The 24883-nt window shown below is 37.0% G+C and carries 27 protein-coding genes; 21 read left to right on the forward strand and 6 right to left on the reverse strand.

Annotated elements, in window-relative coordinates; translation table 11 throughout:
- Positions 1–72: 72 nt before the first annotated feature.
- Positions 73–1446, reverse strand: coding sequence for a phosphoglycerate transporter PgtP (locus tag RWP19_RS08195; protein ID WP_295209044.1), 1374 nt, complete (start codon positions 1444–1446; stop codon positions 73–75).
- A 482-nt stretch (positions 1447–1928) separates the two neighbouring features.
- Here RWP19_RS08195 and RWP19_RS08200 point away from each other — a divergent pair, with 482 nt between their 5' ends.
- Positions 1929–2141, forward strand: a complete 213-nt coding sequence (locus RWP19_RS08200; protein ID WP_314357264.1) for a hypothetical protein — start codon at positions 1929–1931, stop codon at positions 2139–2141.
- Positions 2142–2250: 109 nt separating this feature from the next.
- Here the strand turns inward: RWP19_RS08200 and RWP19_RS08205 are convergent, their stop codons facing one another.
- Complete coding sequence (locus tag RWP19_RS08205) at positions 2251–3042, reverse strand: carbon-nitrogen family hydrolase (RefSeq protein WP_314357265.1); 792 nt, start codon at positions 3040–3042, stop codon at positions 2251–2253.
- A 316-nt stretch (positions 3043–3358) separates the two neighbouring features.
- On the opposite strand from RWP19_RS08205, the gene RWP19_RS08210 reads away from it, so the two are divergent.
- The 13 genes from RWP19_RS08210 to RWP19_RS08270 all read left to right on the forward strand — a co-directional run bounded on the left by RWP19_RS08210 (position 3359) and on the right by RWP19_RS08270 (position 15795).
- Positions 3359–4162 carry a polysaccharide deacetylase family protein gene (locus RWP19_RS08210; protein ID WP_295209057.1) on the forward strand — a complete coding sequence of 268 codons (804 nt, stop codon included), beginning with the start codon at positions 3359–3361 and terminating at the stop codon, positions 4160–4162.
- Positions 4163–4173: 11 nt separating this feature from the next.
- Positions 4174–5112 carry a phosphodiester glycosidase family protein gene (locus RWP19_RS08215; protein WP_295260115.1) on the forward strand — a complete coding sequence of 313 codons (939 nt, stop codon included), beginning with the start codon at positions 4174–4176 and terminating at the stop codon, positions 5110–5112.
- 8 nt (positions 5113–5120) lie between these two features.
- A complete protein-coding gene (locus tag RWP19_RS08220; RefSeq protein WP_295209062.1) occupies positions 5121–6065 on the forward strand; it encodes a hypothetical protein in 945 nt (314 codons plus the stop codon).
- 69 nt (positions 6066–6134) lie between these two features.
- Positions 6135–7307, forward strand: coding sequence for a glycosyltransferase family 9 protein (locus RWP19_RS08225; protein ID WP_314357266.1), 1173 nt, complete (start codon positions 6135–6137; stop codon positions 7305–7307).
- Complete coding sequence (locus RWP19_RS08230; RefSeq protein WP_314357267.1) at positions 7294–7620, forward strand: hypothetical protein; 327 nt, start codon at positions 7294–7296, stop codon at positions 7618–7620. Before RWP19_RS08225 ends, RWP19_RS08230 begins: the two co-directional genes overlap by 14 nt.
- 522 nt (positions 7621–8142) lie before the next feature.
- Positions 8143–9495 (forward strand): pyruvate carboxylase subunit B, encoded by a 1353-nt coding sequence (locus tag RWP19_RS08235; protein WP_314357268.1) that lies wholly within the window; start codon positions 8143–8145, stop codon positions 9493–9495.
- A 415-nt stretch (positions 9496–9910) separates the two neighbouring features.
- Positions 9911–11251 (forward strand): HAMP domain-containing sensor histidine kinase, encoded by a 1341-nt coding sequence (locus RWP19_RS08240; RefSeq protein ID WP_314357269.1) that lies wholly within the window; start codon positions 9911–9913, stop codon positions 11249–11251.
- A complete protein-coding gene (locus tag RWP19_RS08245; RefSeq protein WP_004693664.1) occupies positions 11248–11937 on the forward strand; it encodes a response regulator transcription factor in 690 nt (229 codons plus the stop codon). The genes RWP19_RS08240 and RWP19_RS08245 overlap by 4 nt, the downstream gene beginning before the upstream one ends.
- A gap of 539 nt (positions 11938–12476) precedes the next feature.
- Complete coding sequence (locus RWP19_RS08250; RefSeq protein WP_295260143.1) at positions 12477–13571, forward strand: S1C family serine protease; 1095 nt, start codon at positions 12477–12479, stop codon at positions 13569–13571.
- A 336-nt stretch (positions 13572–13907) separates the two neighbouring features.
- Positions 13908–14237 carry a PadR family transcriptional regulator gene (locus tag RWP19_RS08255; RefSeq protein WP_295209076.1) on the forward strand — a complete coding sequence of 110 codons (330 nt, stop codon included), beginning with the start codon at positions 13908–13910 and terminating at the stop codon, positions 14235–14237.
- Complete coding sequence (locus RWP19_RS08260; protein ID WP_314357270.1) at positions 14224–14799, forward strand: HAAS signaling domain-containing protein; 576 nt, start codon at positions 14224–14226, stop codon at positions 14797–14799. The genes RWP19_RS08255 and RWP19_RS08260 overlap by 14 nt, the downstream gene beginning before the upstream one ends.
- 9 nt (positions 14800–14808) lie before the next feature.
- On the forward strand, positions 14809–15216 hold the full coding sequence (locus tag RWP19_RS08265; RefSeq protein WP_314357271.1) for a transcriptional regulator: 408 nt from the start codon (positions 14809–14811) through the stop codon (positions 15214–15216).
- 123 nt (positions 15217–15339) lie between these two features.
- Positions 15340–15795 carry a hypothetical protein gene (locus tag RWP19_RS08270; RefSeq protein ID WP_314357272.1) on the forward strand — a complete coding sequence of 152 codons (456 nt, stop codon included), beginning with the start codon at positions 15340–15342 and terminating at the stop codon, positions 15793–15795.
- 192 nt (positions 15796–15987) lie between these two features.
- On the opposite strand, the gene pyrE is transcribed toward RWP19_RS08270, so the two are convergent.
- Positions 15988–16575 carry an orotate phosphoribosyltransferase gene (gene pyrE / locus RWP19_RS08275; RefSeq protein ID WP_105090214.1) on the reverse strand — a complete coding sequence of 196 codons (588 nt, stop codon included), beginning with the start codon at positions 16573–16575 and terminating at the stop codon, positions 15988–15990.
- Positions 16572–17291 (reverse strand): orotidine-5'-phosphate decarboxylase, encoded by a 720-nt coding sequence (pyrF, locus tag RWP19_RS08280; RefSeq protein ID WP_295259343.1) that lies wholly within the window; start codon positions 17289–17291, stop codon positions 16572–16574. Before pyrF ends, pyrE begins: the two co-directional genes overlap by 4 nt.
- Before the next feature lie 203 nt (positions 17292–17494).
- Here pyrF and RWP19_RS08285 point away from each other — a divergent pair, with 203 nt between their 5' ends.
- Genes RWP19_RS08285 through RWP19_RS08300 form a run of 4 tightly spaced genes read left to right on the forward strand, consistent with a single transcriptional unit; the run spans position 17495 to position 20561 of the window.
- The gene (locus RWP19_RS08285; RefSeq protein ID WP_314357273.1) at positions 17495–18124 is read left to right on the forward strand and encodes a 3'-5' exonuclease; all 630 of its coding nucleotides are present in this window, start codon (positions 17495–17497) and stop codon (positions 18122–18124) included.
- Between the two features lie 14 nt (positions 18125–18138).
- Positions 18139–18801, forward strand: a complete 663-nt coding sequence (deoC, locus tag RWP19_RS08290; protein WP_314357274.1) for a deoxyribose-phosphate aldolase — start codon at positions 18139–18141, stop codon at positions 18799–18801.
- Between the two features lie 52 nt (positions 18802–18853).
- The gene (locus tag RWP19_RS08295) at positions 18854–20155 is read left to right on the forward strand and encodes a pyrimidine-nucleoside phosphorylase (RefSeq protein ID WP_314357275.1); all 1302 of its coding nucleotides are present in this window, start codon (positions 18854–18856) and stop codon (positions 20153–20155) included.
- Positions 20156–20165: 10 nt separating this feature from the next.
- Positions 20166–20561, forward strand: a complete 396-nt coding sequence (locus RWP19_RS08300; protein ID WP_314357276.1) for a cytidine deaminase — start codon at positions 20166–20168, stop codon at positions 20559–20561.
- A 42-nt stretch (positions 20562–20603) separates the two neighbouring features.
- On the opposite strand, the gene RWP19_RS08305 is transcribed toward RWP19_RS08300, so the two are convergent.
- Together RWP19_RS08305 and menA are read right to left on the reverse strand one after the other, a co-directional pair.
- On the reverse strand, positions 20604–21425 hold the full coding sequence (locus tag RWP19_RS08305) for a MetQ/NlpA family ABC transporter substrate-binding protein (RefSeq protein ID WP_314357277.1): 822 nt from the start codon (positions 21423–21425) through the stop codon (positions 20604–20606).
- A gap of 108 nt (positions 21426–21533) precedes the next feature.
- Positions 21534–22430: a 1,4-dihydroxy-2-naphthoate octaprenyltransferase gene (gene menA / locus RWP19_RS08310; RefSeq protein ID WP_314357278.1), complete on the reverse strand. Its 897-nt coding sequence runs from the start codon at positions 22428–22430 to the stop codon at positions 21534–21536.
- A gap of 240 nt (positions 22431–22670) precedes the next feature.
- On the opposite strand from menA, the gene RWP19_RS08315 reads away from it, so the two are divergent.
- From RWP19_RS08315 to RWP19_RS08325, 3 genes are all read left to right on the forward strand, one after another.
- A complete protein-coding gene (locus RWP19_RS08315; protein ID WP_314357279.1) occupies positions 22671–23615 on the forward strand; it encodes a hypothetical protein in 945 nt (314 codons plus the stop codon).
- 1 nt (position 23616) lies between these two features.
- On the forward strand, positions 23617–24393 hold the full coding sequence (locus RWP19_RS08320) for a hypothetical protein (protein ID WP_314357280.1): 777 nt from the start codon (positions 23617–23619) through the stop codon (positions 24391–24393).
- A gap of 117 nt (positions 24394–24510) precedes the next feature.
- Positions 24511–24882 (forward strand): RidA family protein, encoded by a 372-nt coding sequence (locus RWP19_RS08325; protein ID WP_295274185.1) that lies wholly within the window; start codon positions 24511–24513, stop codon positions 24880–24882.
- The last annotated feature ends 1 nt before the right edge of the window (position 24883 follow it).

Consider the following 24883-nt stretch of genomic DNA (forward strand, 5'->3'; position numbering starts at 1 on the left):
AGAAAGACCCTTATAGGGTCAGAGCAAACCACCCGTTCTACGGGTGGTTATGATTGCTCTAGGATTTAGTTGTTAGTTGTTAACATTAGATGGTTGAGATTGTTCTAATTCTGCTTCTTTAGCATCTAATTCTTTTGCACCAAAGTGGGCAAGTACACAGAATGTAACGCAAAGAATACATGCTACTAATAAGAGATAGAAACCTGCATTCCAACCAAATTTATCTGCTAGTACACCAAATAATGTTGTACCAAGGTTTGCACCTACGATGTAGCTCATAAAGCCACGAAGGCCAACGGCAGAGCCTACAGCGAATGGAGGTACAATATCCATAGTTTGTACAGATGCTAAGAATTGAGGAATGTAGATTAGGCAACCTACGACAGCAGCAAAGAATGTAACCCACAAGAGGGATTCGCTTTGCCAGTAACCAAAGATACAGAAGAAGATAATGCTTACTGCAATAATTGCTGGTGGCATACGATAACCTTTAAAGAATTTATCAGAAATATAACCAGCAAAAATAGTGGAAGGGATAGCAGCCCATTCAAAGAATAAGAAAGCAATTGACATTTCTGCTTTGGAGAAGCCTTTTACTTGTAATAAATAGATAGGTAACCAAGTGAGCATACCAAAGCGAATCATATAAACGAATGTATCAACTAGAGACACATACCAAGCATTTTTATTTTTTAATACATATTGTACAAAAATTTGTCTTGTGCTTAGGTGCGGTGCCTCAGCACTTCTATGTGCTTTATGAGATGTATCGGCAATGATTTCACTAGTTGGTGGTAAGCCTTCTCGTTCTGGACTTTCTTTAATCAAGAAGCAAATAATAACAGCTACTACAATCGCAATAATTGCAGGAATACCATAGCTGCCTAATTGCCAGTGATCAGTAGTGGTAAAGTATAACGCAGCAGCTACGATTGGTGCTACGATACCGCCACCAAGATTATGGGAGATATTCCAAATTGCCCCAAAGCGACCACGTTCTTGTTTTGGATACCATTTTGCAAGTGTGATGAAGGATGGGCCTACACCAAAGCCTTGGAAGAAACCATTAAGAACTACTAATACTAAGAAGAAAGCGAGGCTGTCGGCAAAGCTCATAAAAATATTGATAATTGCACAGCAAATAAGACCGAAAGCCATAAATTTTGCAGGACTTGCTTTGTCAGCAAGACTACTCATGAAGCCTTTACTTAGACCGTAGGCGATAAGCATACCGCTAGAGAGCAAACCAATTTCCGTTTTGCTCATGTGTAAGATATCTGATAAAAAATGAGTTGATAAGGCAAAGTTGTTACGAACGATATAGTACGCAGCGTAACCAATAAATACACCGGCTAGAGATTGAAATCTATATTTGTAATATAAATTCATAATCATATTCTGAGGAACCGATGATTTTGCCTCTTTTGGTTGTAGAAATGAAAACATAGTCATTACCTTTCTTTCATAATAACCAAATCCTAGTACACTGCTAATACTACCATTTGTATATAATTTATGTAAATGCTTATAATCAAATATGAATCATTTATATAGTTCTTTGTTACAGAAAAGATAAAATTTTTCTAAAATATTGACAAAGTTATTTTATAATTGTATATTAAAGGTGACATACTGGCGTGTCAAAAAGGGACTTAGAGAGAGTTTAGCCAGACTGACATACGATATAGTTCGAGAGTAACTATATACATAAAAAGGCATGCCGCTGAGAGACGAGAGAAGGGTGGTGTGCCTTTTTTTGTGTACCTAGTTATTGTGAGTTGTAAAATATAAAATATTATTAAAATCATATTAACTAAATATGTAAGATATAGACTAAGATATTTTTATGTCATACAATATATTACAACTTTAGACTTAGGAGTCGATTATCAAATATCAAAAAGATAACTACCAATAAAGGATATATTATGAAATACTTACGTCGTGAACTTAATCAAGTAGAAAAAGAATATTTAAACCAATTTGGGCTAGACTCTTTGAATCGTGTCATTCTTCACGATCCAGATACAAAGGATAAACAAGAGGTACAAGATACCATTGATATCCTAAAAGAAGCTATGGTAAAAAATAAACCTCTAGAACAAGTTCCAGAAGATATGTGGAAGCTTATTGAGTTTTAATGGATCGCTAATTTATTTTCTTAATACAGCACAATAAAAGTAAAAGGCACATTGTTAAATGAATGACCTTCCTAATATAAGAAGGTATTTAAAACAATGTGCCTTTATGTTATAGGTTATAGAGTTCAGGTTTGCGATCTCTGAAGATATTAATTTTGTTACGGATATCTTCGACTACGGTAAGGTCGATATCTACAGAAGAAATCCCTTCATTAGTATTCATTTCGAGCAGGTTGGTACCCCATGGATCATATACGGCAGAGTGGCCTGTGCTTTGAACGCGGCCTACTGTGCCACAGCCGTTTACGGCACAGACGAAGAGTTGGTTTTCAATAGCCCGCACTTCATTGAGTACTTGCCAGTGTCGTAGACGCATAGTAGGCCATTGAGCAGGCACGAATAATAATTCCGTGCCTGGTAATGCAGCCATTCTCACTAATTCAGGGAAACGGATGTCGTAACAGATAACAGTACTACAAGGAATCCCATCGAGTTCAAAATGGGTCGTATGAGTACCACTAGCAAAGTATTTGTCTTCTTTGGCAGGGCTAAAGCCATGCATCTTGGAATATTCTCCTACAAGTTCACCGCTTCGGTTGTAAACATATGATGTATTAAATACGAGATTGTCTTTTGCAACTGCTACAGATCCGCCCACAATATTTACATTATGTTCTTTAGCGAATGCACTTAATAAGGCTTTTGTGCGGTCCCCATTTGTATCGGCGATATTGATTAAATCTGTAGATGGGTAAAAGCCAGTGTTCCAAGTTTCAGGTAATACGATAATATCTGGACTTTCACTTAAAGATTGTTCAAGTAACCCCTGAACGCGATTGTAGTTATATTCTACATCGTTTACGTGGACGTCCATTTGTATGAGCGTGAGACGTTTTTTCATGGTAAATCCTCTGTGTATTAAAATAGTATAGTTAGTGCTATATAGTATATAATTAGAATATTAAAGCATTATTGAGAGTATTACAATATGACAATAGTAATAATTAAAATACTATTCTTTTATATGAATGGATAGAGTGGATTTAGATAATACTAGATATACAAGCAATTATTGCCATAGGCATTCCAGATGAGGCTATGTATCCTAGACCTAGAAAATCGATTGAAGAGGTATTAGTAAAGCGTTAGTTTTTACTATTTTTCATAGAAATGTTATAATATTCTGTATATAATTGTGTTCTAATAGAGGAGGACCTATGAAACGGATTCCATTGGTAACACTATTAGTTGTGGCATTGGCAATGGTTTTGGCAGGATGTGGACTGCTTTCACAAAAAACGGAACCTGCTAGTCCAACAGCGCCTGTAAAAGAAGTCAAAATGGTACATCCATCAGGTATTCCTGTTCTTATGTATCATAAAATTGGCGACGATAAAGATAATGATGCGGTTATTCGTGAGGATTTGTTCCGAGAGCAAATGAAATTCCTCAAAGATAATGGCTATAATCCTTTAACGATGGATCAACTATATGATTATGTCGTAAATGGTGCAGCAGTGCCTGAAAAACCTGTTGTGTTAACCTTCGATGATGGCTATGCAGATACGTATTCTATCGTATATCCAATCATGAAAGAGTATGGTTTTGCAGCTACTGTGTTTATCAATCCTGGCGATGTAGGCACTCGGTTAACTTGGGATCAAATTCGTGAAATGCATAAGAATGGTATCACCATTTCTAATCATGGGTTCCAACATATCGAAATGGGCCAATTGTCTGAAGCTAAACAAATAGAAAATATTACAAAGGCTCAAGAAGCCCTTGCTAAAGAAGTAGGTATCAAAGATAATCCTTGGTTCTGCTATCCTTATGGAGATAAAAATGAATTCACCGATGCTGCCACTAAAAAAGCGGGCATTAAAATGAGTATGGCTATGAAATCTGGTTGGGCTCATACTGGTGATAATCCATATAACATTTTGCGTGTTTGGGTTGGAAATGCCGTTGATATCAAGCATTTTGAAGAACGCATTAGCACCGAACATTTCACTGATTTATAAGGAGAGATACATTGTTCAAAAAGAATTGGGTAAAGTTCATCATCATGGTGTTCTTGTTTACCGTTGTGACCTCACCATTCGTGGTGCTCTTTGGACCATTTAATAATGTAAAGCGCGCTGTTATTGGTGCTATCTTACAATCTCGTCATCCTCATTACATTACGTGGCTATTTAATGAAGAGGAATTGCAATCTATTTTAGGTACTGTTGGCGTGGTGAAAAGCCAAGATCTATTCAAGTTTAATGCCCGTGAAGATAAGAGTTTAAACCTTGAAAAGATTCAGTCTGCTCGTTATGTAGGTTATATTCTTGAAATTCCAGATCCTCGGCGTATCCAAGTAGGTACCGCTGCTAATATTCAAGAAAAAGGTGATACTACGAGTAATATTGCGAAGATGAATAATGCGGTAGCCGCTATTAATGGCGGGGGATTCCATGATCCAAATGGTACTGGTACAGGCCGATTGCCTTATGGTTTTATCTTGCATGATGGTGATTATGTTATTGGTAAAGATGTAGGACCTGAAGAAGCCGTTGACTTTGTAGGCTTCTCTAAATCTGGTAACCTTATTGCCGGTAACTATGATAAAACTCAACTTGGGGATATGAAAGCCATGGAAGGTATTACCTTTGGCCCACCTCTTATCGTGGATGGTAAGAAGATGATTACAGAAGGTGATGGCGGTTGGGGTGTAGGTCCACGTACTGCTATTGGTCAAAAGAAAGATGGTACAGTACTGTTCCTTGTAATTGATGGTCGTCAACCAGGTTATTCTCTTGGTGCTACATTGCGTGACGTACAAGATATTTTATATGAAAAAGGTTGCTATATTGCAGCCAATTTAGATGGTGGTTCTAGTTCTACGCTATATCTTAACGGTAAAGTAGTGAACAAACCAGCCGATTTATTAGGGGAACGCATGATCCCAACGGCGTTTATCGTGAAATAGGAGGCCATATGAAACCTTTTACGCGTGTACTGAGCGCCTTTGCGGTAGGTATTCTTCTGCAAGGTGGGGTGTACCTATACCTTGATCAATATATGTTTGCACCAACTACAGATTTTAATGTCGCTGGTGCATCAAAAGATGATACTAAGAACTTCCCAGATGTAAAGGAAGGCACTAAATATGTATCTTATGACCGTCAATTTATGGCGGTTGTTACTGAAAGCTCTTTGAAAATTTACAAGGCTAATGAAAGTAAGCCTACAACGATTGATTTGAAGGGCCGTTCTATCAGTTACTTTAGTTGGATGCCTGACCGTAACTATGCCATCATGGGTTTATATGATTCTAGAGAGGTAGTTATGGCTCGTCTCAATGCAGATGATCCTGAACATGAAGTAGATACAAAACTTGATGATTTACCTCGTAACAGTAAAATCGTTGATGCTGCTTACTCTGAAGCAACGAATGTTGTTTACATGAAGGTAAAAGTGCAAGAAAATGCATACAGAATTTATCGTACCGATGCGAACTATGATACGCGTCGTGTCTACATGCAAGCCACTGATATTGGACATATTGGTGTATTCTATGATGAAGATAGATTCTTCTATGACAATGCTAAAACTGGCGATATTTTCATGTTTAACGGCATTGAAGGTGGCTGGCGTGTTATCAATCCACCAGGGCGTTTCCGTTTAATTGGTGTGGATATGGATAAAACTATCTATATTGCTCGTGTTGATGAGGATAACAATGCCTTAACTGTTTATACTGGTAAACTCGGTGTAGGCTTCAAACCAGTTTATAAATATAATCATCCTACTACATTCAACGAATTGACATTGTCCGATGTAAAAGACGTTATTAAGAATGGTAGTGATGAAACTACGAAGGTAACAGAAGATGATACATCTTCTAAATCTTCCAGTCGTGACAGTAAAAAGAAATCTTAAGAAAAAGCCTTTATAATGATTCATTATAAAGGCTTTATTCCTATACTCGTTTGTACTATAAGGATATCTATGAATATATTATTTGTACGACTCAGCTACATAGGTGATATTCTGCATGCCACACCAGCTGCACGATGGATAAAAGAACATTATCCTGAAGCAAAGCTTCATTGGATTGTGACACCTAGCATGGTAGATCTTTTAAAGGGGAACCCCTATGTAGATGAAATCATTCCTTGGGAACGGGATGAATACGAAGCGCATTCTAAAAAACTACATATTTCTATGATGTGGCGCATGTGGTGGGAACTTAGAGCTAAATTAAAACCATACAAATTTGAGGTGGCTGTCGATGTACAAGGCCGACTTATAACGGGACTTGTTTTATTAGCCTCTGGTGCGCCTATTCGCCTTGGCCTTGGTGGTACAAAAGAGCTTAATTGGTTATTTACTAATTACAAAGCAAAACATAGTATTGACCATGTTATCAAGCGTTATATAGAAGTAGCAGAATTACTGAATACAGCTGTTGCAGAGCATAGTGATTTAAACACGTCTACTGTGGCTTCTGTATATAATGTAAAACCTTGCATAGTTAATGGTCCAACTGGTAAAAAAATATACCACATGGATTTTTTTATTCCCTCTAATTTGTCCGATTGGGCGGAAGAACAGTGGACATTAATCAATTATAATTCATCCTTAAATCGTGGAAAGATTGACAAGCCGCTGCGTATAGGTCTTGTACTAGGCACGTCTTGGGCGACGAAAGAGTGGCCTCAGGAAAAATGGTATTCACTTATTAAATCACTACGATATAGAGCTAATTTTGTTTGTTTAGGCGGTCCTAAAGAGGCTGATCAATACAAACCCTTGATGGATTCCTTAACAGATGAAGGTTTTGATAAAATTATGCTGAATATGTTAGGGAAAACGACACTTCAAGAGGTAGGGGCTTTAATTGAAAGTTGTGATGTAGTAGTAACAGCTGATACGGGCTCCTTACATATTGCATTAGCTTTAAATAAACCTGTAGTGGCTCTATTTGGTCCTACAGATCCTAAGCTGTGGGGCCCACTGACAGGAGATTTTAAGGTTCTTGTTAATGATGAGTTAGATTGCTTAGGTTGTCGTAAACGACGTTGTCCTAAGCCTGATCAATATTGTATGTCTGGTATTGATTCAGTACGTGTGAAAAAGGCAATTTTCGAATTGATAGGAGATAAACATGGCAAAGTTTAAAATTCAAAAAGGTTTATCCGATGCGGATATGATGAAAAACTTTAAAGATACTAAAAATTTTGAAGAGACTATGCTTGATATGGAGCGTTCTGCTAAGAAACCTGTAGTACATCAAAGTCCAAAACAAAAGGAAGATGCATTTTATCGTGAGTTTCTTACTGATAAGGTAGAAACATTAATTGGTAAAATGTTGCTCGACATTAAGATGGAATACTTTAAAGAAGGCGAAGGAGCATTTTCTATCCAAGTAAAACGAGATGGTAAGAATATTGTTCTTGAAACGGCACCTAAAAAGGTAAAGCCAGAAAAATAATTTTAACTAGGCTATATATAAAAATCACCTATAAAAGGTAAATCATTTTGTATATTTATAAAATGCTATGATGTATGTTTGTTATCAATAAAAGTGATAAAGTCATAAGTGCACCAAAAAAATCGAATTACTAGATTTATAAATACCGATATAGTTTGAGCTTTATTGAATAATAACTAAAAATTATTACGATATAAATTTTGGTTACTCATTAAAAATAGAAACTTCAAAGAAATGAATTTGATTAAAAATACACGTTAAACTCTAGCTTTTTCGCGCTTTATTGTGATTTACATCACGGAAAAATCATAATTAGATACATAAAACCATGAGTAAATTGCATAATGTGGTTGTTGACAAAGAATTCTATAAGTAGTCTAATATAAGTATGTATTAACGATATATAGCATAGTTACTCGTGTAAGCAAGTGCTAAAAAAATCGTAAAAAAATAGGTATGAGATAGTTTTGTTGGGGATGTATAAAATTACATACCCAAACTATTTCGATTTGGAGGATTAACATGGCTAAAAAATTAAAACTTATGGACACCGTTCTTCGTGACGGTCATCAATCTATTTTGGCAACTCGTATGCGTTACGAACAAATGGAACCTGTACTTGGCCTATTAGATGAAATTGGTTATGAAGCTCTTGAATGTTGGGGCGGTGCTACTTATGATAGCTGCCTTCGTTTCTTGAACGAAGATCCTTGGGAACGCCTTCGTAAATTAAAAGCAAATGTAAAAAATACTCCATTACAAATGTTACTTCGTGGCCAAAACTTATTGGGCTACAAACATTACTCTGATGATGTAGTTGAAGCATTCTGTAAAGCTGCTGTTCGTAATGGTATCGACCGCATTCGTATTTTCGATGCATTAAATGATCCTCGTAACATGGAAGCTGCTATTAAATATTCTAAAAAAGCTGGCGCACATGTTCAATCTGCAATGGTATACACAATCTCCCCAGTACATACAACTGAAAGCTTCTTGAAAGTTGCTGAAAAATTGGTTGAAATGGGTACAGATTCTCTTTGCATTAAAGATATGTCCGGTTTGATGGCACCAAAAGACGCTTATGAAATGATTTCTACATTTAAAAAACGTTTTGGTGAATTGCCAATCGACTTGCACAGCCATTTCACATGTGGTCTTGCAACTACTACATACTGGGAAGCTGCTAAAGCTGGCGTAGATATCATCGATACTGCTATCTCTCCATTTGCTCATGCAACTAGCCAACCTGCTACTGAAACAATTATTGAAATGTTCAAAGGTACTGAATGGGATACTGGTTTAGATCTTGATAAATTCATTCCATTAGTTGAACACTTCCGTAAAGTAAAACAACAAATCGCTGAAGAATTCAACTTGAAACCAGCTAGCGATGTAATCCCAGCTGTTCGTCGTTACCAAATCCCTGGCGGTATGTTGTCCAATACTCAAAATCAATTGAATGAAATGGGTATGGGCGATCGCTTCTTCGACGTTATGGATGAAATGCCACGTGTACGTGCTGACTTGGGTTACCCTCCATTGGTAACTCCAACTTCTCAAATCGTAGGTACAATGGCTATGATGAACGTTATGATGGGTGACCGTTATAAAATGGTTCCTAACGAAGTTAAAGACCTTGTACGCGGTAAATATGGTGCATTGCCTGGTAAAATTTCTGACGAAATTCGTCACACTATCATTGATGATGAAGAACCTATCACTTGCCGTCCAGCAGATCTTATTGAACCTGAATTGGCAGGTTACACTGAAGATTTGAACTCCAAAGGTTACACTGGCATCACTGAAGAAGACGTATTAACATACGCTATGTTCCCAGAAGTTGCTATTAACTTCTTCGAAGCTAACCGTCGTTAATCTAAAGATTAAAAGAGGATTCCTTAGGAATCCTCTTTTTTGTTGTAATTAAATAAAATAGTATATGACACAAAAGATTTTATGCTTGGAGATATAGTATTTTTATATTCAAAGATTATATAAACGTTATAGACGGTTCTGTAGTATGTACTAATAAATTTAAAATTCTATGTCCTAAAAATTACTTATATTGCAATATCATAATTTACACGGATGCGTGTAAATTTAATTTTAACTCGAAGAATAGCAGATAATAAAAGGCTTGATGAACTTATTTAATATCTACTAATTATAAACTGACAATGAAGGAAATATGAAATATAAATCATTTTTTTGTGCTTTTTACTTGCTTTAAGTATTAAAAATAGCGTAAACTATAAGGAGTATCTGATATTTATGATATTGAGGTAACCCTGTGAATTTACAAATACGAATTTGGATATCCAATGTTGTGCTCTTTGTAGTACCTATTCTGATAGCAATTATATTGTTTTTGCTATACTTTACAGGTTTGCGCATATTGGCTAATGCCGGTTACTATTTGCGTATTGAGCAGGAACAACAGTTTAAAAGTGTCAGTCGAATCACTGAAACAATTACCTTTTATGGTTTAGAAAATAATTTAATAGATAACTTAGTAAAGCCTAGCTATAGCCTACTTGATCCGAAGGAAGTATACGTCGAGGTATTAGATCAAGGAAATCTGGTGTATAACTATGGTAATCCTCAAATTTATAGCGCTTCTGCTATTGTTGGTCTTATTGATGTGAACCCTGAACTACAAGGGATTGTATATCAGTCCAATAATACTTTTGTCTATGAAATGAGGAAATATGATGGACGCCATGCTTATGTATACCATATTGCTATAAAGAGAGCTACTCATGGTAGTGATAGCTTAATGGAATCAGTTTCTTTTTATATCATTGTAGTGGCTATATTACTCTTTATTGTTACATTCTTTGCTATTAATCGATTCGTTACACGATTTATTATGATTCATGTTAAGAATATGACTAAATCATTAGAAATGGCGAATCGTCAGATTGAAATGGAACAGGAGCAACAGAAAGAGTTATTGGCGGGGATATCCCATGATATTAGAACGCCATTAACGGCTATTAAAGCTTATGCAGAAGGTGTTCGTGACGGTATTGCCCCAACAGAAGAGCAACAGAAACGATACATGGGAATCATTTTGAAACGGGCAAATGATTTAGATTCGATGTTAGAGGAGTTATTCCTTATTACGACATTAAATTATAAGAAGGAGTCACGTCCATCTGAAAGAATTGAGCTTGGTCAATATGTACGTGATTTTGTAGAGGATCATATAGCTCCTTATCAAACAAGAGGGCTTGAAATCAAGTTCCGTATAGCTACAGAGAATGCTTTTATTAATGCAAATCCACAATTGTTACAACGTGTTTTACAAAATGTGTTGAATAATAGTGCTAAGTATAAAATGGCTGATTTAGGTCATTGTGTAATTGATGTGACTAGTGATGATGATTATGTGTACTGTGTCATCAGCGATGATGGTCCAGGGGTACCACCAGAATCTCTAGAACGTCTGATGCGCCCATTCTACCGTGTAGATTCGTCTCGTACGAACCCACAAGAAGGTAGTGGTCTAGGATTGTCGATTATTCGTCGAATTATGGAAATCTTTGAAGGCCGAGTTGTGATTGAAAATGTAAGGCCACATGGTCTACGTATTATATTAGAATTTCCTAAACAAGGAGAAGAATCATGAGTGAACATATCTTAATTATTGAAGACGATTTGGATATTGCCAATATTGAACGTGACTATTTAATGGTGGCAGGTTACGATGTAACTATTATGACTAATGGTACAGATGGTATCGAAGCTGCGTTGAATACTCCTGTAGACCTTATCATCCTTGATGTTATGTTACCTGAAATGGATGGCTTTGAAGTTTGTCGCCAAATTCGTGATAAGGTTCGCGTGCCAATTGTAATGGTAACGGCTCGTCTTGATGATATTGATAAAATCCGTGGCTTAGGTGTAGGTGCTGATGACTATATTGAAAAACCATTTTCTCCATCTGTATTGATTGCAAAAATTAAAGCTATGTTGGCACAATATAAACGTTTAACAGAACGTGATGCTATGGAGACTAATGCGATTCAATCTGGAGAAATTCGTCTTGATCCTAAGATGATGAAGGTTTGGGTAAACGAAAAAGAAGTTCACCTTAAAAAGAAAGAGTTCCAATTATTAGAATTTTTAATGCGTAATCGTGATATCGTATTTAGTAAAGAAGAGTTATACTCTCGTGTATGGGGCCTTGACTCTTACGGCGATTATGCAACTGTAGCAGTTCATATTAACCGTTTACGTGAAGAAATTGAAGATAATCCATCTGATAGTAAACATATTATTACCGTATGGGGCGTAGGTTATAAATTTGTTTAATAACTGAAAAGTGATTTCATATTGCGCTCACGTGATTGGTGGCTGTTGATTAAATATGTATTTGTAGAGAGTTATTATATAGATATAATTAAAGATTTAAAAAATGTTTATATACTTCCTTTGATAGTTTAGATATTCCATGTATACTTATTTAAGTAAGGCTGATATTTAGTTCTAGATAAGAAATAACTAAACTTCTCTCTCTTAATAAGTTCTCTCTCAGCTTATCTAGATTACATATACTCTCTCTCAACAGTCCTTACACTCTCAAACTATATGCATAAAGGGCATTCCTAGCGACGGCTAGTGAATGCCCTTTATGTTTTTATAAATATAATAAATTGTTATCTTGCAATGTAAAGTAATGCGTACTATAATAAGTTCATCAAAATTGATTTTATAAAATTAATCTTGGTGAAAGCGGATATAATGCGATATTATATTGTTGTTGGCGTGCTTATTTTATTATGATTATTATTCAAGATAATAATGAATATAGCGCTAAGAAATTAAGTAAGCAATAATATAAGGAGAAATGAATGAATTTTTCAAAATATAAGAAATCGATTATTGCCTGTGTGCTAGCCCTTGGGATTGGCGTAGGTGGAGGATACTATTTCTTTGGTAATCCTGTTACACATCAAACAACTGTGAGAGAACAAACAAAACAAACAAAGCCAATTACAGATACGCGTAATACGTATGTAGTTCAAGCGGCTAAAGAATCTGGCCCCGCTGTAGTAGGTATTACTACGCAAGTTTTCCAAAAGGATATTTTTAACCGTACTATCTATGCTGGAGAAGGCGTAGGATCTGGTGTACTTATTGATAATGATGGACATATTGTAACTAATAACCATGTTGTAGCGGGCGCTAAAAACGGAGAGGTGACAGTATCTTTGTCTAATGGTTCCAGCGTATCAGGTACAGTCATAGGTACCGATGCTCAAACAGATTTAGCGGTGGTTAAAATTGATCCACCGAAGGATATTCAACCCATAAAAATTGGTGACTCTGATTCACTACAAGTCGGTGAGCCTGCCATCGCTATTGGCAATCCTCTAGGATTAGAGTTTAAAGGTTCTGTTACATCTGGTGTAATTAGTGCATTAGCACGTACTATTGATGATCAGGGTCAACGATTCCCATTGATTCAAACTGATGCAGCTATTAATCCTGGTAACTCTGGTGGGGCCCTTATCAATGCAGATGGCGAGTTAATCGGTATTAATAGCTCTAAGATTTCTAAAGAAGGCGTTGAAGGTATGGGTTTTGCCATTCCAATTAACTCAGCCATGACAGTTGTAGATTCTATTATTAAAAATGGTAAGGTTGTACGCCCTTATATTGGTGTGTGGGCTGTAGATCGGCAAACAGCAGCACGTAACAATGTAAGTTATGAGGGAGATGGCCTTCTCATTGTTCAGCTTGATCAAAATGGTCCTGCTGCACAGGCTGGTTTAGTAGAAGGTGATACAATTGCTCAAATTGATGGAAAGGAAATTAGTACGTTGCTTGAATTAAAAGAGCAAATTGATGCTAAAAGCCCTGGAGATACAATTTTAGTATCTTATACTCATAATGGTAAAATGAAAAGCACACAGCTTAAATTAGGGCAAGCATCTTCGAATTAATCAGAGTATTAAATATATTAGTAGATTAAATTTAATTGAAATAAAAATCCTCATCTAAGATGAGGATTTTTTATTTCAGTTGAATTATTAGACTAGATTTGTGTAAAACCACTTGTAAAGCATATAAATTTTTAAAGTATTTTATATCTATAAATTCAGTAATTATCTATGTTTGTGATCGTTGGAATGTGTTAACTTTTATTTGGTAAAATATATTTTTAACAAGGTACCTTGTAATTCGAGGTACCTTGTGTTATTATGTATTTGTCAGTACATGATAGTGACCGTAAGAGAGCTTTCACATTGGCAGGCAAGCACGGCCTAAAGGGAGGAACGATGCAAGTTCAATTAAAAAAAGGTGTTATGGATATGCTGGTGCTAGCATTACTAACACAAACTGATCGCTATGGATATGAAATCGTAAGCACTATTTCAGAATATATTGAGATTTCTGAAGGAACTATATATCCATTATTTAATAGATTAAAAAAAGAAAAGTATGTTGAAACATATTTGAAGGAATCTTCCACAGGACCGTCTCGAAAATATTATCATATCACGGTTGATGGTCGTGCAGCATACAATAAGATGCGCCAAGAATGGGATGAATTCTCTGGTGTAATAAATATCTTGTTGAAAGGAGTAGACTATAATGAACAAAAATAACTTTTTAGAAGCACTGCGCAATATATTTAAGAAAGCGCGCGTTGCTGATGTAGAGAGTATTATAGAGGTCTATGAGGAACATTTTGCTGTAGGCTATGAAAAAGGTCTTACAGATAGTGAAATCATTAAATCTTTGGGAACTCCAGAAGAAATCTATAAATCCTATGTAGATGCAGGTATTATTACAGATACATTAGGACAAGATGGTGCTGAAAGTAAATCTGTTAATATGCAAGAAATTTATGCACGATTTGATGATTATAAAGAACGTTTATTACCACAATTACCAGGTATGGCTAAAAAAGCATCCAAAACATTGGTATCTATTGGAAGTGGTTTGTCATATATTGTAGGGGTTTTAATATTTATTATTACACCTGCCATCTTATATTTACTCGGAAGCTCATGGCAACCGTTTGAGAATGTAACGGCATTTCCTGCATTATCATTGCTAACTTTAGTTGCACTTGGTGGTGTAGGTCTCTTTGGGGGCCTTACATGTATCTTTATTGGTATTGAACTTCGTGGTGTACGCGAACGTTATTTCAGCAATGTAGATTAAGGAGGACCTATGAGACGAATTATAATTGCTGCCATTCTAACTGTAATCAGTGCTGTAGGGGTAGGTACATCCTTTGCTGTAAATGATTTACCAAATTTTGGTGAATGGATGAAAACTAATGAACAACAGTTTAGAAAACCACATAGACATGATGGTTCTAATATGCATATGGACCAACATATGATGGATGGAAATAATCAAATGATGCCTCAAGATGGTATGGGACCAAATAATGGTCAACATATGTACCAAAATTGTCAAAACCAAATGATGCCTCAAGATGGTATGGGACGAAATAATGGTCAGTATATGAATCAAAATGGTCAAATGCCTCCACAAGACCAACCATCTCAAGGTTATCAACCTAATGGTAATGCTTCAGAACAAGCACCTAATGGTGAGACACAAGCTCAATAAAATATATAAAACTATTAATATAGATTGAGCCGTATATTTTAAGATATTAATAGATATAGAGTTAGATCTATCTGAGGATATCGTTGTTTTAATCGTATTTGAATATTAGGTAAAGGTGAAAATATGAAAAAACTTTTAATTGCTACAGTATTAACCGCAGCATTTGGGATTGGCGGTGTAACATTTGCTTCTGCTAATGACGTACAAAATAATAATGAGCCAATCAAGATGAACTTGTTAGTAGAACGAAATCATGATGATGCAAACAATTTCCAAGATAAAAAATGTGATATGCTACTAGAAAATCAAAATAACCAAATGCATAGACAAGATCGAATGGAGCATATGCCAATGAATCATCAAGTTGATAATATGCATCGAAAAGATAACGATCAATCTATGAGACCAGAAGGTGAAAACCATCAAATGAGACAACAATGTAATAATCATCAAATGCCACCACAATGTAATAATCATCAAATGCCACCACAAGATCAGCCTTCTCATGGTGATCGACATAATGATAATGCATCACAACAACAAACTGGTCAAGGTGTACCACAAACTACACAAAACTAACCATATTTTATGAGTCCTTTTCTCTCATAAAATAATAGAGAACGTGGTCGTGAAAGTGCATTCATGGCCACCGTAGAGCCACACACTCTATGTGATACATTCGTATCAGAATCTCTCTCTTACACACAATAACTACACACAAACAAAAAGAGCTCCTCAGTGAAGGAGCTCTTTTTGTATCTGTTTGTAATTTTATTTGATGTGTTTAGAACCACGTTCTGTCATAGCTACGCCGTCTTTACAAAGAGGGCATTCTTCAGGTTTGTATGTAGGAACTTCGAGGTTGAGCAATGCTTGTACTTTTTCGTGAGGCACGCCGAATTCTGCTTTACCACCAGAACGGTTAACGAGCAAACCTACACCTACGATTTCACCACCGGATTGGTTTACAACATTTACTACTTCTTGTACAGAACCACCAGTAGTTACGATATCTTCAACGATAAGTACGCGTGTGCCTGGTTCAATTTTGAAGCCACGGCGCAATGTCATAACACCTTTTTCACGTTCGGTGAAGATCGCACGTGTGCCAAGAGCTTTACCCACTTCGTGAGCAAGTAAGATACCGCCAGTCATAGGTCCAATAACGAGTTCTACATTTTGGTCGCGGAAGCGTTCAGCTAATTCTTTACAAAGAGCTTCAGTGTATTTAGGATGTTGCAATACATTGAATTTTTCAACGTACATTGGGCTGTGGAGTCCAGATGTCAAAAGGAAGTGACCTTCTAAAATAGCTTGAGTGTCGATGAGTAATTGTTTTACTTCTTGTTCTGTCATCATTTGGATACATTCTCCATTTCTTCAATAATTAAACGAACTGCTTCACGAGGATTTTCAGCCTGTGTAATAGGACGGCCAATAACGAGGCGAGATGCGCCATCTTGTAATGCACTAGCAGGAGTAGCAATACGTTTTTGGTCATTTGTTGCTGCAAAGGAAGGGCGAATACCAGGTGTTACGATGAGGAAATCATCACCACATGCTTCACGGATCATCTTAGCTTCTAATGCGGAACATACAACGCCATCCATACCACATTCTTTAGCGAGTTTCGCTAAACGAATAACTTGGTCGGAAATAGGCAATTGTCCGCCAGTAGAGGTCCAAGCTTCATCATCAAAGCTAGTTAACACAGTAATTGCCAACAATTTAGCTCTTTCAACACCTAATTGTTCAGCTGTTTCGCGAGCTGCTTGTACAGCTGCTTTCATCATAACTGGACCACCTTGACCATGCATAGTGATCAAGTTAGCACCTAAACGTGTTAGGGAAGATACGCCATGCGCTACCGTATTAGGAATATCATGCAATTTCAAATCAAGAAATACTTGTTTGTTTTGCTCTTGTAAATAGCGAACTGTTTGCTCTCCTTCGGCGTAGAATAGCTCCATGCCGACCTTGTAAAAGCTAACCGCATCACCAAGGGATGTTACGATTTCTTTCATCGCATCCATAGTGGATACATCAAGGGCAACGATTAATCTGTCATCTGCCATCTTGCAACCTCCATACTACATATATATCTAAATAATTTTCACATACAGAGGGCCCATCTGTCAATTAAATTTGATGTGAAAGAGGTGACTATTAGTCACCCTTGAATAGTAGATTATAGACTGTTTCATGCTATAATAAATGGAGAAAATGAATATAATTCTTATATATAAATTTTGAAACATATAGATTTGAAAGGAGTCCTATGTTAGATTTTGTTGCATTAGACTTTGAAACAGCTAATAAATTTAAAAATAGTGCGTGCTCCTTGGCGGTTATTACCGTAAAGGACGGACAGATTACAAAAAAGGCATACAGCCTTATTAAACCACCATTCATGAGCTTCGATGATGAATGTATTGAAATTCATGGCATTCAACCAAAGGATGTTATTCATGAGAAGACCTTTGATCAATTGTGGAATGCTATTTATGAAAACCACTTAAAAGGTAATATTATGGTTGCTCACAATGCAAAATTCGATATGAATGTATTGCGTGCTACACTGGATTACTATAAAATCCCTTGGCCAGATCTTGATTATGCGTGTACGGTGAAACTTTCACGTGCAGTATGGCCAGATTTAGTAAACCATAAGCTAAATACAATGGCTGCATATATCGGAATCGAGTTTAAACATCACTACGCATTAGATGATGCGGAAACATGTGCTAAGGTTGTGTTAGAGGCGGCTAAGGCGAAGGGCGTTAATAGCTTGCCAGATTTGTTGAAGGCTACAGGTGTACCACTAGAACCATTTATTGATGACAAAAATCGCGCTGCTCAAGAGGCTTTACATAAAGAACCTGAGCCAGAGCAAATGTCGTTCTTTTAGTAAGGAGAGACACTATGTTAGGTAAAGAATTATTATCTTATGTGGACCACACACTATTGCGCCCTACAGCTACATGGGATGATATTAAAGAAATTTGTGACGCTGGCGTAGCCTATAAAACAGCATCTGTTTGCATTCCACCAGATTTTGTGGCTTCTGCCCATAAAGAGTACACAGAGCTTAATATATGCACTGTTATTGGATTCCCTTTAGGCTATGAAACGACAGAGGTAAAGGTGGCGGAAACAAAACAAGCCATTCAAGAAGGGGCCTCTGAAATTGATATGGTTATAAACCTAGGCAATGTGAAACAAGGGAATTTTGAGGCCGTTACTGCTGAAATTAAGGCTCTCAAAGAGGCTTGTGGAGAAAAAATCTTAAAGGTTATCATCGAAACATGTTATCTAACTAACGCTGAAAAGGTAGCCCTATGTAAATGTGTTACAGACGGTGGTGCTGACTATATCAAGACGTCTACAGGTTTTGGTAGTAGTGGTGCTAGTATTGAAGATATCCAACTCTTTAAAAAACACATCGGTCCTAATGTAAAAATTAAGGCTGCCGGTGGTATTCGTTCTATTTCTGACATGAAAGCCTATATTGCTGAAGGTTGCAGTCGTATCGGTGCTAGTGCAGCAGTAGAACTACTAAAAGATCATTTAGACGAAGAAGTATAATAGAAAACCACCTAGGCAGTGCTTAGGTGGTTTCTTAGAATGGCGGTATAACATGCGGATGTATGATATTATCTTGAAAAAACGAGCAAATTTACCATTAACAGATGAGGAGATTCGTTTTGTTATCGATGGCTATGTAAATGAAGAAATTCCAGACTATCAAGTGAGTGCCTTGTTGATGACTATTGTATTTAATGGAATGAATGCTCATGAACTAGGCACATTGACATTAGCGATGGCACAATCGGGACACATGGTAGATTTGTCCAATATCGATGGGATAACAGTAGATAAGCATAGTACCGGTGGTGTAGGGGATAAAACAACACTTATTATTGGACCTCTTGTAGCTGCTTGTGGAGGCAAGATAGCGAAAATGTCAGGCCGTGGCCTTGGTCATACAGGTGGCACTATCGATAAGATGGAATCTATACCAAATTTACAGGTGTCACTAGACCAAGAAGCATTTATTGACCAAGTAAATCGAATCGGTCTTGCTGTTATTGGACAGTCTGAAGGGCTGGCACCTGCAGACAAGAAACTATATGCTTTGCGTGATGTAACAGGCACCGTAGATAGTATCCCTCTAATTGCATCCTCTGTAATGAGTAAAAAATTAGCCTCTGGCGCACAAGCCATTTTGCTGGATGTAAAGGTTGGCAGTGGAGCCTTTATGAAAACTTTGGATGATGCTCGTGCATTGGCGAAAGCTATGGTTGATATTGGAACGGAAAATGGCCGTTCTGTTAGGGCTGTTTTAACCGACATGGACCGCCCTCTAGGTCATGCCATTGGCAATGCTTTGGAAATTCGCGAGGTTATTAACACCTTGAAAGGTCATGGCCCAGAGGATTTAACCCATGAATGTCTTATCATGGCAGCCCATATGCTCGTATTGAGCCATATTTGTGATTATGAAACCGCTCTCAGTCGCGTACAAGAGGCCCTTAATTCGGGAGCAGCGCTTGAACGATTGCGCATGATGATCGATGCCCAAGGTGGAGATAGCCGTGTTCTTGATGATGAAAGTTTACTGGTCATCGGGAAATTCACTTATGATGTTACAGCGCCTCAAGATGGTTATATTACTCATATGAATACAGAGCAATGTGGTATTGCATCTGTTATGCTCGGGGCTGGTCGCACCGTTAAGGATGGACCTATTGATTACAGTGCAGGCATAGTAATGCACAAGAAAACAGGTGATGCTGTTAGGGCTGGTGAAAGTATAGCTACTCTGTATGCATCTGATGAAAGTTTGCTTGCTAATGCCGGTAAAACTTATTTAGAGGCAATTACCTTTGGTAAAACTGCACCAGTGGTGGTAGATACGATTCTTGATATGGTGGAATAAGGAGATCCATATGACGGAACAAGAAATTAAAAATCTAATTGACCATGCTATAGTAGCGCGTGAGAAAACCTATAGCCCATATTCCCATTTTGGAGTAGGTGCAGCCCTTCTGTGTGAGGATGGGTCAATCTATGAAGGTTGCAATATAGAAAATGCTTCCTATGGCTTAACGAACTGTGCAGAACGAACTGCTATATTTAAAGCCGTATCAGAAGGGTATACAAAATTTAAGGCCCTCGCCGTAGTTGCTGATATGGAAGGACCTTGTGCACCATGTGGTGCTTGTCGCCAAGTGATTTCTGAATTTGAAATACCACAGATTATCTTAGCTAATCTAAAAGGAAACTATAGAGTCCTTGACCTTGATGAGTTATTACCATTTAGATTTGGTGCGGACAGCTTATAGTAAAAAAAGAGACCACATATGCGGTCTCTTTTTTGTTATACCTTAGAATGCAGGAACAATTGCACCTTGATATTTATCTTCGATGAACTTTTTAATTTCAGGGCTATGAAGAGCTTCCATCAATTTTTTGATGCGAGGGTCGCTTTCATTACCTTTAAGTACAGTTACGATGTTTACGTAAGGGGAATCTTTAGATTCGATAGCCAATGCATCTTTACCAGGGGTAAGACCTGCATTTAATGCATAGTTAGTGTTAATAGCTGCTAATGCTACGTCATCAAGAGAACGAGGCACTTGAGCAGCTTCCAATTCAACGAATTGGTAACCATTAGGATTGGAAGTGATATCTTGAACTGTAGACAAGATATTGCTGGAGTCTTTCAATGTGATAAGACCTTCTTTTTGCAATAACAATAATGCACGACCACCGTTTGTAGGGTCATTAGGGATAGCGATTTTAGCGCCTTTAGGAAGATCTTTTAAATCTTTGATTTGACGGGAGTATAAACCCATTGGCTCAAGGTGAACACCACCAACAGATACTAATGGAAGGTTATGAGCTTTTGCGAACTCATCCATGTAAGGTACGTGTTGGAAGAAGTTTGCATCGATTTCTTTATCACCTAACGCAAGGTTTGGTGTGTTGTAATCAGTGAATTCAGTGATTTGTAAATCAATACCATCTTTTGCCAAGATAGGTTTAACTTGTTCCAAAATTTCTGCGTGAGGTACTGCAGTAGCACCGATTTTCAATACTTGTTTGCCATTGCTAGCAGCTTGTTTGTTATTGTCGTTACCGCAACCAGCGATCAATAAAGCACCGCCAAGGATTACAGTAGCCGCTAATGCTAAAAATTTTCTCATTAGACACACTCCTTTTACAATTAGTTATATAAAATATTACATTAATAGTACTAAATTATTTCCTATCTATCAAGAGGGAATTGTTATAGAAAATCAATAGTTAACAATTTATTTTCCAATAATTAAGCCTATGGACCACATAATTTGGTAAATCATAGCAGCTCCTGCAGTTGTACCCATAGCCTTATCTAGTAGAAATTCATCTGTTTTATTACTTAAGGTATGTACTGTTTTGAAAGCTAGTGGAGCAGCGAAGAAGGCTATTAAGGAGAACCATGTCATGTGACCTACAATAATCCACGCAATGATCCAAATGAAATTGAATAGGTAGATGATGCTCATTAAACTGAGCGCACGTTTCCGTCCTAAAACGATTGGTAATGTACGTCGACCGTGGCTTTCATCATTGCGAATATCTCGAATATTATTGGTAAGCATAATAGAACCTACAAGCAATGTAGACGGTATAGCTGGAATCAATAATGCAGAGGATAGGTCTCGCGTCCATGCATAGCCTGTAATGAGGACGATGGCAAAACCCATAGCGATACCAGAGGAAATTTCACCAAATGGTGTGCGAGAAATTGGTTTTGGCCCACCAGAGTAGAGAAAACTGATGAGAATGCAAAGAAAACCAGCTGGAATATAGTACCAGGTGATAGTTGCCGATAGATAAAGACCGATGATAATAGGTACAACCATGAGTACTTTAATCATGGTAACGATGAGCTCTGGTGTAATGGCACCACGGGTGATAGAACCAGCATTGCCGACCTTTTGCCCCGCATCGAGACCAGATTTAAAATCTTTATATTCATTCCATAAGTTAGCAACAATTTGAGCTGTTACAACAGCTAAAAATATTAAAAATGTATGGAAAATGGCTAAACCTGTACCATGAGCGGCACCGAATGCGTAATAACTAAAGGCAGCGCCTAAAATGGTAGGCCCTAAAGCGGCTGCTAATGTACGAGGTCTAGTGAGTGGAATTATTTCTTGTATCATAATAAAAGCACACCAAGTGTGCACTCCTTTCTATTTCTCATACCATATAATTATATATCTATTAAAGTATTGTATAGCAGAACTGAAAGGTTGTAAATTACACTATACAGTTATACATCTCTATATAGTATAATAATTGATATATGCAGTATAGATTATCTTTTTGAAATCTTATAGATGCAGTACAGGTTATGAATATAATCTGTATACATAGTGTATTGTTAAATCGTGAGGTGTCTTATGAGAGCTCTCAATAAAAAAATGACGACATTGGCTTTTGCGACGTGCTTGACTGTTGGCATGGGCGCAGTGGCATGTGCTGATACAGTAGATTTAGGATATGGTTTGTATGGCAATACGTCTCCTACAGTGAAGGTAGCTAAGGTTATGCATGTTTCCACTGATTCTAAATTGCGTAATCAAGAAGAAAATAATTTTCTTAAAATGACAAATAAAGCTGCTATTGATGTGGTTAATAATACTGTGAAAGCACAAACTGGTGTTTCTGTTGAACCGATGAAGGGGGATGTTCTTGATGGTTATTCCCTCTATCAATTACAAGGAACTGACAAACAAGGTCACCATGTAGGGCAGTTAGTTGTTGTAGACTATTCTAAAAATGCTATAGATCAAGTGATTAATATGAATAAAACTATTTTAGAAAAGGTTCCAGACGCAGAAAAAGCTAAAATAAAAAGCTCTATCTCTAAATATGTAGATTCCTACTCTAAAGAGAAGGCTCAACAACAATTACAAGGTTTGAAAGGCAATACTATTGAAGGTGCTAAATTAGCGAAAGATTTGAAGATGCTAAATGACAAGTTACCTGCTCACATTATGGGGGTAGTTGATAAAATGCTTGCTACAGAAAAGAATTTATCTCCTAAAAGTAAAGAAGAGCTCCGTTCTTATGTAGACTTTATGGCAAAACAAGTGAGCCTAGATGCAACTCATGTAGGATATAAACCTGTTCAAACACGTTATGGTACGGCTGTAACAGGCGATTTGCGTGGTGGTCTTAGCTATGATGGTTTTAGAAATTCTTATGCTTTGATTGGTTATGCCGTTCCTACAGATAAAGGTGTATCCTTACAGATTTTATCATCTGATGATTCTAGCCATGATTATTGGGCTAATGAGTTGAATCATATGTATCAAACACAATCTCTCAAGGGAGGTAAATAATATGAAATCTTTGAAAGTATTGGCTTGTGCAGCCTGTTTATTAGGTACTGTATCTGGCGTAGGTTTCGCTAAAGATGTGCAAACTATTGCAGGCTCTATGGTAGTGCCAAATAATGTAAACGTTGTTTCTGCATCTAAAACAAATACCCGTGATTTTGTAGAAAAACAATTGAATGAGAACCCTTCAAAATCTTCAATGGCAAATATGATGGCGAAGGAGTTTCTTCAAAACTTTGGCACTACTTTTGACGTATACCAATTAAAAGGTGCTGACAAAACAGGTCAAAAAGATGCGTTAGTAGTAGCTGTAGATGTTAAACAAATTGCACAGCAAGTGGCTAAGGACAAAGCTAATGATCCTATGTTTGTAGCGGCTATGGCGGCTCTAGATAAAGGTCAAATTGACCCTGTTACAGAGCAACTCATGCTAGGTGCTATAAATAAGCAAATTCCAACTACTACAACTGTAGTGCCTTTAAATAATCCGGCTCGCTATGCACATCTTAAGACACAGTCGGGTAAGCCAATTGTACAGCCAAGAACACTTACTGTAGAAAATGCAGAACAAGTACATCCTGTGGCAGGTACTAAATATCAAACTTATGCAGCAAGTTCTCGCTTGTTATATGCAGATGGCGATGTTCAAACTCCTCTTTATGCAAATGCTGCATTTGTGTTAAAGCCAGGTAAACCAGTACTATACGTAGGTGTAACAACTGATGTACAGCGGAATTATTTCAAAACGATATTTGACAATGCCTTCAAATCTATTAAATAATTTGTTATAGATATACTTTCACGAAGTATGTCATATACAAGGTAATTACTAATGTGAGTATGTCGGTATTAGCATGATTTATATTATTTTTTATTATATTTTTAAAGGAGAATTATTATGAACACAATTCACACAGACAAAGCTCCAGCAGCAGTAGGTCCTTACTCTCAAGCTAAAGTTTCTGGTGGTTTTTTATTCGCATCTGGTCAAGTGCCAATTAATCCAGCAACTGCAACGGTTGTAGAAGGTGGCATTGTTGAGCAAACTGAACAAGTATGTAAAAACATCGAAGCTGTATTGACTGAAGCTGGCACAGATTTCTCTAAAGTAGTTAAAACTACTTGCTTCTTAGCTGATATCGGCGATTTCAAAGCATTCAACGAAGTATATGCTAAATATTTCACTTCTAAACCAGCTCGTTCTTGCGTAGCCGTAAAAGACCTTCCATTGGGAGTGTCCGTAGAAGTGGAAATTATTGCGGAAGTATAAG

The sequence above is a fragment of the uncultured Veillonella sp. genome (assembly GCF_963522475.1).
Lineage (GTDB): Bacteria > Bacillota > Negativicutes > Veillonellales > Veillonellaceae > Veillonella.